This window comes from Rhizobium sp. WYCCWR 11152 (genome assembly GCF_013087615.1).
In the GTDB taxonomy this organism is placed as follows: domain Bacteria; phylum Pseudomonadota; class Alphaproteobacteria; order Rhizobiales; family Rhizobiaceae; genus Rhizobium; species Rhizobium indicum.
Map to the genome: position 1 here is coordinate 128,382 of NZ_JABFCP010000010.1, position 14,681 is coordinate 143,062.

13 protein-coding genes are annotated in these 14,681 nt (G+C 62.1%); 4 read left to right on the plus strand and 9 right to left on the minus strand.

Going from position 1 to position 14,681, the window contains the following annotated elements:
- Positions 1–15 precede the first annotated feature (15 nt).
- Genes G9X67_RS20795 through G9X67_RS20810 form a run of 4 tightly spaced genes read right to left on the minus strand, consistent with a single transcriptional unit; the run spans position 16 to position 4,450 of the window.
- Positions 16–1,725 carry an ABC transporter ATP-binding protein gene (locus tag G9X67_RS20795; RefSeq protein WP_171599558.1) on the minus strand — a complete coding sequence of 570 codons (1,710 nt, stop codon included), beginning with the start codon at positions 1,723–1,725 and terminating at the stop codon, positions 16–18.
- A complete protein-coding gene (locus tag G9X67_RS20800) occupies positions 1,722–2,573 on the minus strand; it encodes an ABC transporter permease (protein WP_003549355.1) in 852 nt (283 codons plus the stop codon). The genes G9X67_RS20795 and G9X67_RS20800 overlap by 4 nt, the downstream gene beginning before the upstream one ends.
- Positions 2,570–3,508, minus strand: coding sequence for an ABC transporter permease (locus G9X67_RS20805; protein ID WP_138334132.1), 939 nt, complete (start codon positions 3,506–3,508; stop codon positions 2,570–2,572). The genes G9X67_RS20800 and G9X67_RS20805 overlap by 4 nt, the downstream gene beginning before the upstream one ends.
- Positions 3,509–3,559: 51 nt before the next feature.
- Positions 3,560–4,450 carry a proline iminopeptidase-family hydrolase gene (locus G9X67_RS20810; RefSeq protein ID WP_171599559.1) on the minus strand — a complete coding sequence of 297 codons (891 nt, stop codon included), beginning with the start codon at positions 4,448–4,450 and terminating at the stop codon, positions 3,560–3,562.
- Between the two features lie 128 nt (positions 4,451–4,578).
- Between G9X67_RS20810 and G9X67_RS20815 the strand changes: the two genes are divergently transcribed.
- The 4 genes from G9X67_RS20815 (at position 4,579) to G9X67_RS20830 (ending at position 8,309) form a co-directional block, all read left to right on the plus strand.
- A complete protein-coding gene (locus tag G9X67_RS20815) occupies positions 4,579–5,391 on the plus strand; it encodes a LuxR family transcriptional regulator (RefSeq protein ID WP_171599560.1) in 813 nt (270 codons plus the stop codon).
- A 64-nt stretch (positions 5,392–5,455) separates the two neighbouring features.
- Positions 5,456–6,358 (plus strand): proline iminopeptidase-family hydrolase, encoded by a 903-nt coding sequence (locus tag G9X67_RS20820; RefSeq protein WP_138334135.1) that lies wholly within the window; start codon positions 5,456–5,458, stop codon positions 6,356–6,358.
- Positions 6,359–6,451: 93 nt separating this feature from the next.
- Entirely contained in the window at positions 6,452–7,309 is an 858-nt protein-coding gene (locus G9X67_RS20825; protein WP_138334137.1) for an AraC family transcriptional regulator, read from the plus strand.
- 94 nt (positions 7,310–7,403) lie between these two features.
- Positions 7,404–8,309: an NAD(P)H-binding protein gene (locus tag G9X67_RS20830; protein WP_171599561.1), complete on the plus strand. Its 906-nt coding sequence runs from the start codon at positions 7,404–7,406 to the stop codon at positions 8,307–8,309.
- 39 nt (positions 8,310–8,348) lie between these two features.
- On the opposite strand, the gene G9X67_RS20835 is transcribed toward G9X67_RS20830, so the two are convergent.
- The 5 genes from G9X67_RS20835 to G9X67_RS20855 form a co-directional block, all read right to left on the minus strand.
- Positions 8,349–9,260, minus strand: coding sequence for an acetamidase/formamidase family protein (locus G9X67_RS20835; RefSeq protein ID WP_138334141.1), 912 nt, complete (start codon positions 9,258–9,260; stop codon positions 8,349–8,351).
- A gap of 250 nt (positions 9,261–9,510) precedes the next feature.
- A complete protein-coding gene (gene glyA, locus G9X67_RS20840) occupies positions 9,511–10,779 on the minus strand; it encodes a serine hydroxymethyltransferase (RefSeq protein WP_171599562.1) in 1,269 nt (422 codons plus the stop codon).
- 12 nt (positions 10,780–10,791) lie between these two features.
- Positions 10,792–11,352, minus strand: coding sequence for a sarcosine oxidase subunit gamma family protein (gene soxG, locus G9X67_RS20845; RefSeq protein ID WP_171599563.1), 561 nt, complete (start codon positions 11,350–11,352; stop codon positions 10,792–10,794).
- Positions 11,353–11,365: 13 nt separating this feature from the next.
- Entirely contained in the window at positions 11,366–14,356 is a 2,991-nt protein-coding gene (locus G9X67_RS20850) for a sarcosine oxidase subunit alpha (RefSeq protein ID WP_171599564.1), read from the minus strand.
- Positions 14,353–14,673 carry a sarcosine oxidase subunit delta gene (locus G9X67_RS20855; RefSeq protein WP_171599565.1) on the minus strand — a complete coding sequence of 107 codons (321 nt, stop codon included), beginning with the start codon at positions 14,671–14,673 and terminating at the stop codon, positions 14,353–14,355. Before G9X67_RS20855 ends, G9X67_RS20850 begins: the two co-directional genes overlap by 4 nt.
- Between the last annotated feature and the right edge of the window lie 8 nt (positions 14,674–14,681).

A 14,681-nucleotide genomic window follows, 5' to 3' on the forward strand; every position in this document is an offset into this window, starting at 1 on the left:
TCGTTCCCTTCGTTGTTATGGCATGCGTTTGATTGATTGAATCGGCATCGAATGCGGAGCGTCCTTGCCGTCGGCGCCTTGCAGCAGCCGCTTGTCAGGATCGATGTCGGGAATGGCGGCGATCAGCGCCGCCGTATAAGGATGCTTCGGCCGCGCGAAGACTTCTTCGGAGCGACCTTCCTCGACGATCTCGCCGCGATACATCACGACGACGCGTTCGCAGAGATTGCGGACGATTGCGAGGTCATGGGCGATGAAGATCAGCGTGAGGTTCATCTTCGCCGTGAGATCGCGGAAGAGCTCGATGATCTGCGCCTGGATGGTGACGTCGAGGGCCGCCACGCATTCGTCGGCGATGATCAGCTTGGGATCGACGGCGAGGGCTCGGGCGATGCCGGCGCGCTGGCACTGGCCGCCGCTCATGCTGCGCGGTTTGCGGCCGGCGAATTCGCGTTCGAGGCCGACGAGATCGAGCAGTTCGCCGATTCGAACAGGGATATCGGCCTTGGCGACCTTGCCCTGCACCTTCAGCACCTCGGCCAGCATCTGCCCGATCGTCAGTCTGGGATTGAGCGCATTATAGGGGTCCTGGAACACCATCGCCGTCTCGCGCCTGAGCTTTGCCAGGCCAGCGCTTTTCTGCAGCGCCAGATCGACGCCGTCGAAAGTGACGTGACCCGAGGAAAGCGGGGTGAGGCCGAGCACGGCGCGGGCAAGCGTGCTCTTGCCGCTGCCAGATTCGCCGACGACGCCGACCGTCTCGCCCGGCATGATCTGCAGGCTGACGCCGGCAACGGCGCTGACCGTCTTCGCACCGCCCCTGAGCAGGGCGCCGCCCGCTCTGAAGCGCACATGGAGATCATCGATTTCGAGTAACGGCCTGGCCGGTTGGCTGGCTTCGGCAAGCTCGGGCAACGGCGCTGATATCGCGCCCGGCAGGGAAGGGTGGCTGTTGATCAAGTTGATCGTATAGGGATGCTGCGGCCGCGCCAGAATCGTCCGCTTCGGCCCCTCTTCGAGCAGTTTGCCGCCGCGCAGCACGGCAATACGGTCGCAAGTCTGGGCGACGATACCGAGATCGTGGGTGATCAGAATGATCGACAGGCCGCGCCGGTCGCGAATGTCGATCAACAGCCGCAGGATCTGCGCCTGGATGGTCACGTCGAGCGCCGTCGTCGGCTCGTCGGCGATCAGGATCTTCGGATTGCAGGACAGCGCCACGCCGATCATCGCCCGCTGCCGCATACCGCCGGAAAATTCGTGCGGATAACTGTCGTACTGGCGCTTCGGATCGGGGAAGCCGACCTGCGCCAGGATTTCCGTCGCCGCGGTGCGGGCCTCGCGGGCGCCAAGGCCCTGATGGTAGCGGATGCCCTCGGCAATCTGGTCGCCGATCCGCATGACAGGGTCAAGATGGCTGGTCGGGTTCTGGAAGATCATGCCGATCTCGCCACCGCGCACTTTCAGCATCTCGCCATCGTCGATCCGCATGAGATCGCGCCCTTCGAGCAGCACGCTACCGCTTTCGATCTTCAGCAGCGAGGAGGGCAGCAGGCGCACCAGGGAACGGCAGAACAGGCTCTTGCCCGAGCCGCTCTCGCCGACGAGACCGAGGATCTCGCCCTTGCCGAGGTCGAGTGAGACCGCATCGAGCAGCGTGCGTGGGCCGGGCTCGACATGTGCCCTGACGGTGAGATCACGGACGGACAGCACGGAGCCGCTCATTCATGCACCCCCAGCAGTTCGCCGAGCGCATCGCCCAGCATGCTGAAACCGAAGGCGAGGCAGACGATGGAGAGGCCGGGAAACAAAGTGATCCACCATGCCGTGGTGATGAAGCTCTGTCCTTCTGCGACCATAACGCCCCATTCGGCGATCGGCGGCTGGACGCCGAGGCCGAGATAGCTGACGGCAGCGCCGCTGAGCAGCACCAGCGTCGCATCGGACATCGAAAAGACGATCGAGCCGGCGATCGCGTTCGGCAGCAGGTGGCGGAACATGATGCGCGGGCGGCTGAAGCCGAGGCTGACGGCGGCAACGGCGTAGTCGCTGCCTTTCAGCACCAGCATCTGCGCCCGGATCAGCCGTGCATAGGAGACCCAGCCGACCAGCGCCATGGCGATGTAGAAGCTGCCGAGGCCGGGGCCGAGGATCGCGATGATCGACAGCATCAGCACCAGGAAGGGGAAGGCGAGGATGATATCGACAAGACGCATGAACAGCGCATCGACGATCCCGCCGAAGAAGCCGGCGATCGTGCCGACCGTCGTGCCGATCAGGAAGGGGAAGATGACGCCGATCAGCGCCATCTGCAGGTCGAGGCGGGCGCCCCAGATAACGCGGGAGAGGATGTCTCGGCCGAAATTGTCGGTGCCGAAGGGATGCAACAATGACGGCGCCTGCAGGCGCACCTCGGCATTCTGCATGATCGGGTCGTAAGGCGCGACAATGGGCGCGCCGATCGCCAGCAGGACGAAGAACAGCAGCAGGCCGGCACTGAGCACAAGCATCGGCCGCCGACCGAAGAACCGGCGCCAGCCGGGGGAGGCGGGGGCGATCGCCTCGATGCTCATAGCTTCACCCTCGGATCGACGGCGACAGTGACGATGTCGGCGATGAAGTTGATGAGCACGGTGGCGCAGGCAAAGACCATGGCGACGCCTTGAACCACCATATAGTCGCGTGAGAAGATCGCCCTGACGAGCAGCTGTCCCATGCCGGGCAGCGCAAAGACGCTCTCGACCACCACCGTGCCGCCGATCAGCCAGCCAATATTGACGGCAAGCAGGTTGATGGTGGGCACCAGCGAATTCGGCAGGACATGCCGCCAGAAGACGATCCCCTCCGGCATGCCGCGGGCGCGCGCCGCCGTCGCGACATCCGATTTCAACTGCTCGATCATCGCCGCCCGCAGGCTGCGCGTCAGCACGGTCGAGAGCGACAGCGCGACCGTCAGGCTCGGTAGTACGAGATGCGGCAGCTTTTCGCCGATCGTCGCACCATAACCCGAGACCGGCAGCACGCCGAGTTCGACGCTGAAGAGGATGATCAGCATCAGTCCCAGCCAGAAGGGCGGAAAACCGATGCCGAAGGTCGAGACGATGCGCACCGCATGATCCGGCGCCCGGCCGGCATTGCGCGCGGCGATCGCCGCCATCGGCACCGCGATCAGGACCGACAGCACGACGCTGGAGACGACGAGGGCGAGCGTCGGCTCGATGCGGGTGACGATCAGCTTCAGCACGTCGATCTTGTAGAGGATCGACTTGCCCATCTCGCCATTGGCGAGGTTCTTGAGGAAATAGACATATTGCAGCCACATCGGCTGGTCGAGGCCGTACTGGGCGCGAATGCTGGCGAGAGCCGCCGGCGTCGCGCGCGTGCCGAGGATGTTGCGCGCCGGATCACCGGGGATCAGCCTGACCAGAATGAACGTGATGACGCTGATGCCGAAGATCACGGGCAGGAACTGCAGCGGTCGCGTCAGAACGAATTTATAGCGATGCATGACGGCGATCGCCCCTTTGTCTTCGTCGGGTTCGGTCCGCTTCCTGTTGCATCAGCCTGCCTCGTGCCGGGCGAGAAAATCGAGAAGCGCCGGATAATAATCCTGCGGGTTCTCATAGAACGGCATATGGCTGGCATTGGCAAATACCCTCAGCTCGGCATTCGGCAGCGCAAGCTTCATCCTGAGCGCACAGGCCGGCGTCAACTCGTCATGCTCTCCCGTCGTGATGAACACCGGCAGCGTCAGTCGCGGCAGATCGGGGATGCGGTTCCAGTCCTTGAGATTGCCGATATAGAGAAACTCGTTCGGTCCCTGCATCGTCTCATAGGGCACCATGTTCCAATCGTCGAGCGAGCGGCGCACCGGCGCCGGCCATTCCGGCAGACGGCAGACATGGCGGTAGTTGAGGATGGTGACGGCGGCGAGATATTCGGGATGATTGTAGGTGCCCTGCGCCTCGTGCTTCTGCATCATCGACACGGTTTCGGGACCGAGCGCTGCGCGCAGCCGTTCCAGTTCCGAGATCAGATGCGGCATGTCGGCGACGGTATCTTCGAGGATCAGCGTCTTGAGGTTTTCGGGATAGGTCAGCGCATAATCGATCGCCAGCCACCCGCCCCAGGAATGGCCGAGCATGTGAACCTTGCCGAGCCCCAGCGCCTTGCGCACCGTCTCCGTCTCCTCGACATAACGACCGATCGTCCAGAGCGAGAGATCGTCCGGCCGGTCGGAGGCGCCGGTGCCGAGTTGATCGAAGGCGACGACGCGATAGCCCTTGTCGATGAGGCAGGAATGCGCTTCGCGCAGGTAATCGCAGGGCAGACCCGGCCCGCCGTTCAGGCAGAAAACCGTCTCTGTGCCGGTCCCGAAACTATAGGCAACGACGCGATAGCCATCGACATCGATCTCGAATCGTTCGTCCGGCTGTATTTCACGCCACATTGATCGCTCCGGCAGAAGATTTCGCTTGCTCAATATTTGGGCATGGCTAAATTTTTACCTTAAATCCCATTCTGTGCCAGCTATAAGAAGTGATAGGGTGGGCACCATGCCGAACCTGGGAGCAGCCCATGCTTGACGAGCCCATTCTTGACGACATTGGAACGATCAGACGGCAGTTTACAGCACACGAAACGCTGGACGGCCGAATCGACCAGGCCTTCGAGGCGATGAAGCAGATCGGCTTCGAGGCGCTGATCTACGACTATACACCCGTTCCCTACGATCTCGACGGCGCGATCATGATACCATCGCTGCTGAAGCTGCGGAATATTTCAGACGACATGCACGACTACTGGTTCAATCGCGGCTATTTCCGTATCGATCCGGTGCAGCAGGTGGCGCTGCGCACCTCCGCACCCTTCTTCTGGAACTATGACCCGGACGCCGACACGCTGATCAACCGTTTCATGAACGACGACACCGCGCCGGTGACCCGCTATTTAAGCGAACGCGATATGTCTACCGGTGTCACCGTCCCGGTTCATATGCCACGCGGCGACTATGCGACCGTCACCGGTATCCGCTTCGGCCGGAACAAAGATTTCGAACGGCACGCACTGCGCTATATCGCCGACTTCAACCTGCTTGCCCATGTTTTCCATGAGACCGCCTATTCGCTTTTCGATACGCGGGCGAAGAGCGTCGGCACGATCCGCCTGACCGAGCGGGAACGGGAATGCCTGCGCCATTCGGCGGAAGGCTACTCCGCCAAGGAAATTTCCCGCATCATCGACCGTTCCGTACCGACTGTCGTGATGCATCTGAACGCCGCGACAAAGAAACTCGGCGCCCGCAACCGCACCCAGGCCGTGGTGCGCGCCACCCATTACCGTCTGCTCGAAGACCGGCCGACCCATAATTGGCCACCCTATAACTTGTGATAGCTGCCTTCCCCGTTGCCGCCGCGTTATGCTTTTTTCATACCGCTAAGAGATGGAGACGCCCGTGGGCGAAGTCACGACCAACGAAGCCTATCTGCCCTTTCGCGACTATCGCACCTGGTATCGCGTCACGGGTTCGCTGGAGAGCGGCAAGCTGCCTCTCGTCGTCGCCCATGGCGGACCGGGCTGCACCCATGATTATGTCGATTCCTTCAAGGATATAGCCGCCCTCGACGGTCGTCCGGTCATCCATTACGACCAGCTCGGCAACGGCAACTCCACCCGCCTTCCGGAAAAGGGCCCGGATTTCTGGACGGTCGGCCTGTTTCTCGAGGAGCTGGACGCGCTGCTTTCCCATCTCGGCATTCAGCATCGTTACGCCTTCCTCGGCCAGTCCTGGGGCGGCATGCTTGGTGCCGAACATGCGGTGCGCCGGCCGCAAGGCCTGAAGGCACTTGTTATCGCCAACTCGCCGGCCAACATGCACACCTGGGTTTCGGAGGCGAACCGGCTGAGGCAGGAACTGCCGAAAGAGGTGCAGGACACGCTGCTGAAGCATGAACTGGCGGGAAGCCTCACCGATCCGGAATATATCGCCGCCTCGCGTGTCTTCTATGACCGCCATGTCTGCCGGGTGGTGCCGTGGCCGCCTGAAGTGGCGCGGACCTTCGCGATCATGGACGAGGACAACACGGTCTACCGTAACATGAACGGCCCGACCGAATTTCACGTCATCGGCACCATGAAGGACTGGACGATCGAGAACAGGCTCGACCGCATCGAAGCCCCGACGCTGCTGATCTCGGGAAAATACGACGAGGCGACACCCTTGGTGGTAAGGCCTTATCTCGAACGCGTTCCGGGCTGCGAATGGGTGCTCTTCGAAAATTCCAGCCACATGCCGCATGTCGAGGAAAAGCAGCTTTGCCTGGCGACCGTTTCTGGTTTCCTGTCGCGGCGCGATTGAGAAAACTCGCCCGCGCCGGCTACACCGTTTCTTGCCGCGGCAGTGGCGCTTGCGATAGTCTCCGTCCCATTCAAGAGCGAACGGAACGGACCGATGAACGATCATCCTCAAACAGAAAGCGCGACAATCCTCGCAACGAGCAAGGGCCGTGCCTGGCGCGGTCTGGAGGCCGAGCTTTTGCGCATTCCGCCCGGCCGCACGCATATTTCAGGCACGCCCTATCATCGCCTCGGAATCCATGTCGGCCGACCGGTGCGGGCGCAATGCCGCTGTGACGGGCGGGAGCATCGCCGACTGCAGAAGCATGGCGATATCGACGTGGTGCCAGCCGGCCTCGATGGCGTCTGGGAGGACGACCGCGAATGCATGATCCTGCGGCTGAAGATCAGCAAGGATCTTTTCCATCGGGCTGCCATCGACCTCGGCCGCGATCCCGCGACGGCAATCGTGCCGCAATTTCAACTCCGCGATCCGCGGCTCGAGGCAATCGTCTGGGCCTTGAAGGCGGAACTCGAGGCGGATGTGCCGTCCGACAATCTCTATGCTGATACGCTGGCGACAGCCTTGGCGCTCCGTCTGGTCGAGGCGGGCAGCGATACCTCCCGTCCGGTGGATAACGGCAGAGCGCTCTCGCCCCGTCAGAAGCGGATGCTCACCGACTACATCGAGGATAATCTCGACACGTCGCTTTCCCTTGCAGAACTGGCAGGTCTTGCCGGACTGAGCCTCTCGCACCTGAAGACGCAGTTTCGAAACAGTTTCGGCATGCCGCCGCATCAGTATGTGATGCATCGCCGGATCTCGCGTGCCGAGGCACTGATCCGGAGCTCCAGCCTGCCGCTGAGCCAAATCGCGCTGGAAGCAGGCTTCGCGCATCAAAGCCATATGGCAAACAGCATGAAGCGGCTGCTTGGCGTCAGCCCCGGCACCATCGCCCGCCTGCGTAATTGACGAAAAGTGGCCGATCCTGCAACGGATCGGCTGAATGCGCAGGCAATGCCCCTGGCGGCAGTACATCTTCCTTCGACAGCGAACAGAGGAAGGAATGATCATGTTTGTCATCTTCGGCGCCACCGGCAAGGTCGGCAAGGCAACGATAACAAGGCTTCGGGCCGAGGGCGCCCCCGTCAGGGCGGTGCTCCGTGATCCCGCCAAGGCTGCGCTCCTTGCGGCACTCGGATGCCAGATCGCCATGGCCGAGGTCGGCGATGTCGAAGCCATGGCCGCCGCGATGAACGATGCGACGGCTGTACAGCTCATCTGCCCGATCGATCCGCGCGCCGCCGATGCCAGCCGCCAGATGCTGCAGTCGATCGAGCGGATGGCGGAGGCGATCGATGCCGCCCGGCCGCCGCGCATCTTGGCGATCTCGGATTACGGCGCGCATCTGACGATCGATACCGGCATTACCAGCTTGTTCCGCGCGATGGAGGAGCGGTTCCGGCGCTGCAGCACCAGGGTGAGCTTCCTGCGTTCGGCCGAACATATGGAAAACTGGGCACGCTACCTGAAGATCGCCGGCGAGACCGGCGTGATGCCGAGCATGCACCAGCCGCTGGCGCGACCCTTCCCGACCGTCTCCGCCGCCGATATCGGTGATATGGCCGCCGACCTTCTGCTGGCTGACCAGGATCATGGCCCTTCGCCGCGGATCGTCCATGGCGAGGGGCCGCGCGAATACACGGCGCTTGAGATCGCTGCGGCCGTGGGGCGGTTATCGACTCGGCGCGTCGTCGCACACGAACTGCCGCGTGCCGATTGGCCGGCAACGTTGATCCGCGCAGGACTTTCGGAAAGTTACGCCGATCTGATCGTCAGGCTCGGCGATGCGCACAACAAAGGTCTGATCGGAGCGGAAGCCGGCGTCGGTGAAATCCGCCGTGGCCGCACGGGGCTTTCCGCTGCCCTTGAACCATTTCGTCCCGACATCCGGCAGGCTGTGTCACGATAGCCTCAATCACGCATGGGGAGGAGTCCTGCCGGGGACCCTCTATCGGCGAACCAGCCATTTCTTGGCAACACGGCAAGCCATCGTATAGGCCGGATCGAAGACATTGCCGACATCATAGCGCACCACCTGGCCGAGCAGATGGCTGGCCGCCGTTCTGTCCAGGCCGTAATCCGCTGCCAGCCAATTCAACATTTCGCTGGTGGCGTGCTGGAGCGCCTGATCGAGGGGCCGGGCGTTGCCGATGGTGAAGATGTCTTCGGCCGTTTCTCCGCGCGGCCAGACCAGTCCGGCCTTCTTTTCCACCGTCAGCCGTACCGTGACCTCGAATGTCGTCTCGACGCCGGTTCCGACGATTTCGCCATCCCCTTGCACGGCATGGCAGTCGCCGAGAAAGAACAAGGCGCCGGGGGCCGCTACGGGCAAGCGGACCGTGGTGCCGGGGCCGAACAACCGATAATCCATGTTGCCGCCATATTCGCCGCTGGTTGCGGTCGATATCGCCTGGCCGAGGCTGGGCGCCACGCCGAAGCAGCCGATCATCGGGGCGAGTGGCAGAACGAAATTTTCGAGGCCGCCGACCGGCTCGGAAAGCCGGACGGTCAAGGCCTCACGGTCGATCGCCCAGATGGCGATATCGCGCGGCGGCAGGTCACGAACCGCCTCTGGATCGACCACATTGGCCGCGACGACGCTACGGGTGAAACCCGTGTCCTTGGTCGGGATCATGCTGATGATCTCGACCTTCAGCGCATCCCCGGGCTCAGCACCTTCCACGAAGATCGGGCCGTTCATCGGATTGGGGCCGGATGCCTGCTTGATGCCGTCCTTGTCATGCCCAGCGGCGTCGAGCGTCTCGGTGACGACGGTATCGCCGTCGGCGATGTGCAGGGCCGGCGAAAGAGAGCCGATGACATTGTGAAAGCTCGTCGGAATGAAGCGGTGAGTGGTCATGAAAGTACAGCTCTCGCTCGTTTCGAATGTCATGAGCCTGCGGCTGAACTGCCCGGCGGAGAGAGTGCGAGACTACTGCATAATTCCGTAAATCGGAATCGATTTACGGATAAAATTATGCAGCAATTCAAAGTGCTACAGCGTCCTTTGCGCGTCTTTTCAGACGCGCGGCGCGGTAGATCAGAGATTGCCGGCAATGCCTATATCCGCGGCACCACGCAATCCCGATCTCGAAGACCGATGGGTTCATTTACGAACCGTAGATCGGAAAAGCCTCGCACAAAGCGCGGACTTGTGTGCGCACCTCCGCCTCGGACTCGGCGATGCCCTCCGGGTTCTGCGACAGCGCATCGATAACAGTCAGGATCAGCACGCCGATCTTTTCGAACTCGGCTTCACCGAAGCCGCGCGTGGTTCCAGCCGAACTCCCCAAACGAATTCCTGAGGTAACGAAGGGCTTTTCCGGATCGTTCGGGATTGCGTTCTTGTTGCAGGTCAGGCCCGCGCGTTCCAGCGCAATTTCAGCCACCTTGCCGGTTACGCCTTTCGGGCGCAGATCAACCAGGACCATGTGACTGTCCGTACCACCCGAAACGATCCCGAGGCCACCGTCCTTCAGAACTCTTGCCAGGGCTTGGGCATTGGAGATGACCTGGCCGGCGTAATCAGCAAACTCAGGCCGCAGCGCTTCACCAAACGCCACGGCCTTGGCAGCAATGACATGCATCAGGGGGCCACCCTGATTGCCGGGGAAAACGGCGGAGTTCAGTTTCTTCGCCAGGTCGGCATCATTGGTCAGGATGACACCCCCGCGCGGCCCGCGCAGGGTCTTATGGGTGGTCGAGGTGACGACATGGGCGTGGGGCACCGGGTTCGGATATTTGCCGCCTGCGATCAGACCGGCGTAGTGGGCCATGTCGACCATCAAATAGGCCCCGACCTCGTCGGCGATCTTGCGAAATCCGGCAAAGTCGATCTGGCGCGGATAGGCCGAGGCACCTGCGACGATCAACTTTGGCTTCGTCTCCAGAGCCTTCTCGCGGACCTTTTCCATATCGATGAGATGTGTGTCGGCATCGACTTCATAGGAGACCACATCAAACCATTTACCCGACATGGTCACCGGCGATCCGTGGGTGAGGTGCCCGCCATGGGCGAGCGACAGACCCATGATCCGATCTCCGGGCTGCAGAAGCGCAAGGAAGACCGCTTGATTGGCCTGCGCGCCGGAATGCGGCTGCACATTCGCGAATTCTGCTCCGAAGAGCTGCTTCAGCCGGTCGATGGCCACCTGCTCGACCTTGTCGACGAATTCGCAGCCGCCGTAGTAGCGTTTCCCTGGGTAGCCCTCGGCATATTTGTTTGTCAGCACCGATCCTTGCGCCGCCAGAACGTCCCGAGAAACGATGTTCTCCGAAGCGATCAGCTCGATCTGGGTCTTCTGCCGCTCAAGTTCTTCGGCGATGGCGCTGGCAACCGCCACGTCGGAAACGGTGGTTTGTGACAAACGGTCAAACATTGGATTTTCCTTTCAGGATAAGGCGATTTCTGCAGCAAGTTCCTTGCTGCCGATTTCAAACAGATGGCCGAGGTGCGGTGCGAAACTATTCCAGATGTCCATACGGAAGCGGTCCCCGGAATCGCGCCACAAGATCACCGTCGTTCCGTCGCAAACCGTCCTGCGACCCTCACCGACCGGGATGATCTCGACGTCGCGGGCGCAGCCGAGCGCCAGCAGCTCCACCGCTTTCGGGCCCTCGATCTCAAGCGTGATCTCACGCCCTGAAATATCGACAAGGCTGTGGGGATGCTCGACATAGATTGCGTCACAGGCGGCAATAAGCCCAGTCACCTCACCGACGGGGACGAGGATCGTCCATTCGTCGGGACCTAGCCGGATGACTTCGGTTTCGCCGGCGATGACGCGCCGGCCGATCCGATCAGGAAGCGTCAGACCGAGAGCCTTGTTCAGCGCCGCAGGGTCGCCGCGGGAGCGCAGCGACAACCGTCCCCGCTCCGGCAAGACTGCGACCCGTACGGCTCCGGTTTCGACCAGGACGCCGGGTGTCAGAGAAGAAATCTGCGTGCTCATCTTCATCTCCGGGTCAGATTTTCAGGCGGGTGTTTTCGGGATCGACAAACACGGTCCCGGCAATTTTCGCGGCAATGGTGCGGTCGGGCATCGGGATGTAGACCGTCTCTCCAATCCGGTCGTGGCCTCCCTCGACAAGCGCCAGCGCGATCGGCTGGCCGGCTGCGTCCGAATGATAGGAAGAGGTCACATGCCCCACTATCGTCATCGGAATTGCCTGCTTCGGGTCGAAGACGATCTGCGCTCCTTCTTCCAGCTTCGAGCGATCCTCGGTGAGAAGGCCGACAAGCTGCCTGCGGCCTTTGGCCACCAAATCCGGGCGCGCTAAGCCACGCTTGCCGACAAAATCCGGCTTGTTCTTGCCCACGGCCCAGCCCATACCCGCATCATAGGGCGTGACGGTGCCGTCAGTATCCTGACCAACGATGATGTAGCCCTTTTCGGCTCGCAGAACGTGCATCGTTTCGGTGCCATAGGCGGTGATGCCATATGACTGGCCTGCTTCCCAGAGCGTCTCCCATAGCCTGCGCCCGAGAGGCGCGGGCACGTTGACCTCGAAGCCGATCTCGCCGGTAAAGCTGACACGGAACAGTCGTGCAGGCATCCCGGCGACGGTGCATTCGACGCAGGACATATGCGGGAAGGCTTCCTCCGTCAGTTCGATCCCCTCGACCAGCGGCGCCAGCAGTTTCGCCGCATTCGGGCCATTCAGCGCAACGGTGGACCATTGCTCGGTGGTCGAGGTCAGCCAGACGTTGAGGCCGGGCCATTCGGTTTGGAGGTAGTCTTCCATCATATTCATCACACGCGCCGCGCCGCCGGTGGTGGTTGTGACGTGGAAGCGATCCTCGGTCATGCGGCCGATGACACCATCGTCACGGATAAAACCGTCATCGCCCAAAAGCAGACCGTAGCGGCATCGCCCCGGCGCAAGCTTCGACCAGGGGTTGGTGTACATACGGTTCATGAATTCGACCGCATCGGGACCTGCGACCTCGATCTTGCCGAGAGTCGACGCATCGAAGATGCCAAGGCTTTTGCGCACGGCCCGGCATTCGCGGCTCACGGCAGCGTCCATATCCTCGCCCGGCTTCGGAAAATACCAGGCGCGCCGCCACTGTCCGACCGGCTCGTAAACCGCGCCTTTCGCTTCGGCCCACGAGTCGATCTGCGTTTTGCGGGTGACCTCGAAATGAACGCCGCGATGATAACCTGCAAAAGCTCCGAAAGTCGTCGGCGTATAGGGCGGACGGAAGGTGGTCAGACCAACCTCGGGCTGACGTCTGCCGAGCGCATCGGCAGCGATGTTCAGACCGTTGATATTCGACATTTTTCCCTGATCGGTCGCCATGCCGTTGGTCGTGTAGCGCTTGACATGCTCGATCGAGCGCATGCCCTCGCGGACGGCCAGACGCAGGTCCTTGGCGGTCACGTCGTTCTGGTAGTCGACGAAAGCCTTGGCCTTGCCCGGATTGCGGTCGGTCGGCAGCTCCGTGTGTGACACGCCAGTGCCGGTCCGGTCATGATCTACGGCATAGCCGATCGACGCACCGGTTTTGCCGAGGGCGGCAGCGATCTCGCGACCGCGCTCGGCGCCATCTTTCAATGCCGCTTCGATGCCCCAGAGCCCTCGTCCGGCTCCAGCGATCACGCAATCCTCTCGGGTGAGCGCCGGCAGGAAAGTCGTGCGTTCGTCGTCCCATGCGATCTTGCCCTGGGTGTGCGAAAAAAGATGCAAGGAGGGTGTCCAGCCGCCCGACATCAGCACGGCATCGCATTTGATCCTATGCCCCGAGTGGACCGTCTGGCCGTCGACCCGGCTGACGCCGACCGAGTTGACGCGCAGACGCCCCGAGGTCGACGTTACCGTATGAGACAGCTTGACCGGAATTCCCAAGGCGCGGGCCTCGTTCACCAGTTCCTCCCGTACGTTGTTACGGGTGTCTACGATCGCCTGGACGCGGGCGCCCGCGCCGTGAAGATCGAAGGCTGCGTACCACGCGCTGTCATGGCTGGTGACGACGACAGGCATATTGCCGACCCTGACGCCATAGCGGTTCAGATAGGTTTGGGCCGCACCGGCCAGCATCACACCCGGACGGTCGTTGCCATGGAAGACCAGCGGCTTTTCAAGCGCACCCTGCGCCAGCACGACCTGGCGCGCCCGCACCCGCCACAGGCGTTCGCGTGGCGTATCTTTGGGCAGGGCCTCGAGGTGATCGGTCAAGCGTTGGCACAAGCCGATCATGTTCTGGTGGTAATAGGCGATTGCTGTGGTCCGGGTCATGATTTTGACGCCCAGATCATCGAGAGCTTTCAACTCGGCAGCCAGCCAGTCCCATGCCGGGCGTCCGCCGATATGGGCCTGCGGCTCGGACAGAAGCGTGCCGCCAGCTTCACCGTTTTCGTCCACGACGACGACCTTCAGGCCATCGACCGCTGCCGCGCGCGCTGCCGCCAGCCCCGCCGGTCCGGCGCCGACGATCAAGACGTCGCAATGCATGTTGCGCGACGCATAGGTGTCTGGATCCGTCTCCTTGGGAGACACGCCCAAACCGGCAGCCGCGCGGATGAAGGGCTCATAGACCTTGTTCCAGAAACTCTTGGGCCACATGAACGTCTTGTAATAGAAGCCCGCCGAAAACAGCATGTAGGCGGCGTCGTTGACCGCCCCCACGTCGAATTTCAAGCTGGGATACTTGTTCTGCGAGTTGGTTTCGAGCCCGTTCCAGATTTCCTGAACGGTAGCGCGGGTATTCGGCTCGAAGCGGCCAGGGCCGCGCCGCGTGCCGATCAGCGCATTGGGCTCCTCCGAACCCGCGGCAATAGGGCCGCGTGGACGGTGATATTTGAACGACCGCCCCATCAGATGAACGCCGTTCGCCAGCAGCGCCGAGGCTACCGTGTCGCCCTTTGCGCCGTGATAAGTCTTGCCGTCGAAGCTGAAGACAACAGGACGTCCGGTGTCTACCCGGCCGCGATCCGAAACGCGATACTGGTTCATTTCAGCACCTCCGAACCGGCTGGCAGGCCGGGCAATGTAGCAAGATCGGGGCGCAGCTCGCCCGCTGCATAGGTTGTCAGGAACCGATCGCTGACCGTGTCGCGCACCGCGTTGAAAAACCGGCCGCAACCATGCAGGTGCCGCCAGCGTTCGTAGTGCGGGCCTTTGACGTTGGCGCGGATAAACAGAAACTCCTCCCACTGCTCGTCGGTCTGTGACGAAGGATCGGACGCGCGAACGATGTGGGCCTGGCCGGCGTAGGTGAACTCCGCCTCGGGCAGGGTTTCATTGCAGTAAGGGCAACGGATCAGCAGCATCAGTTATG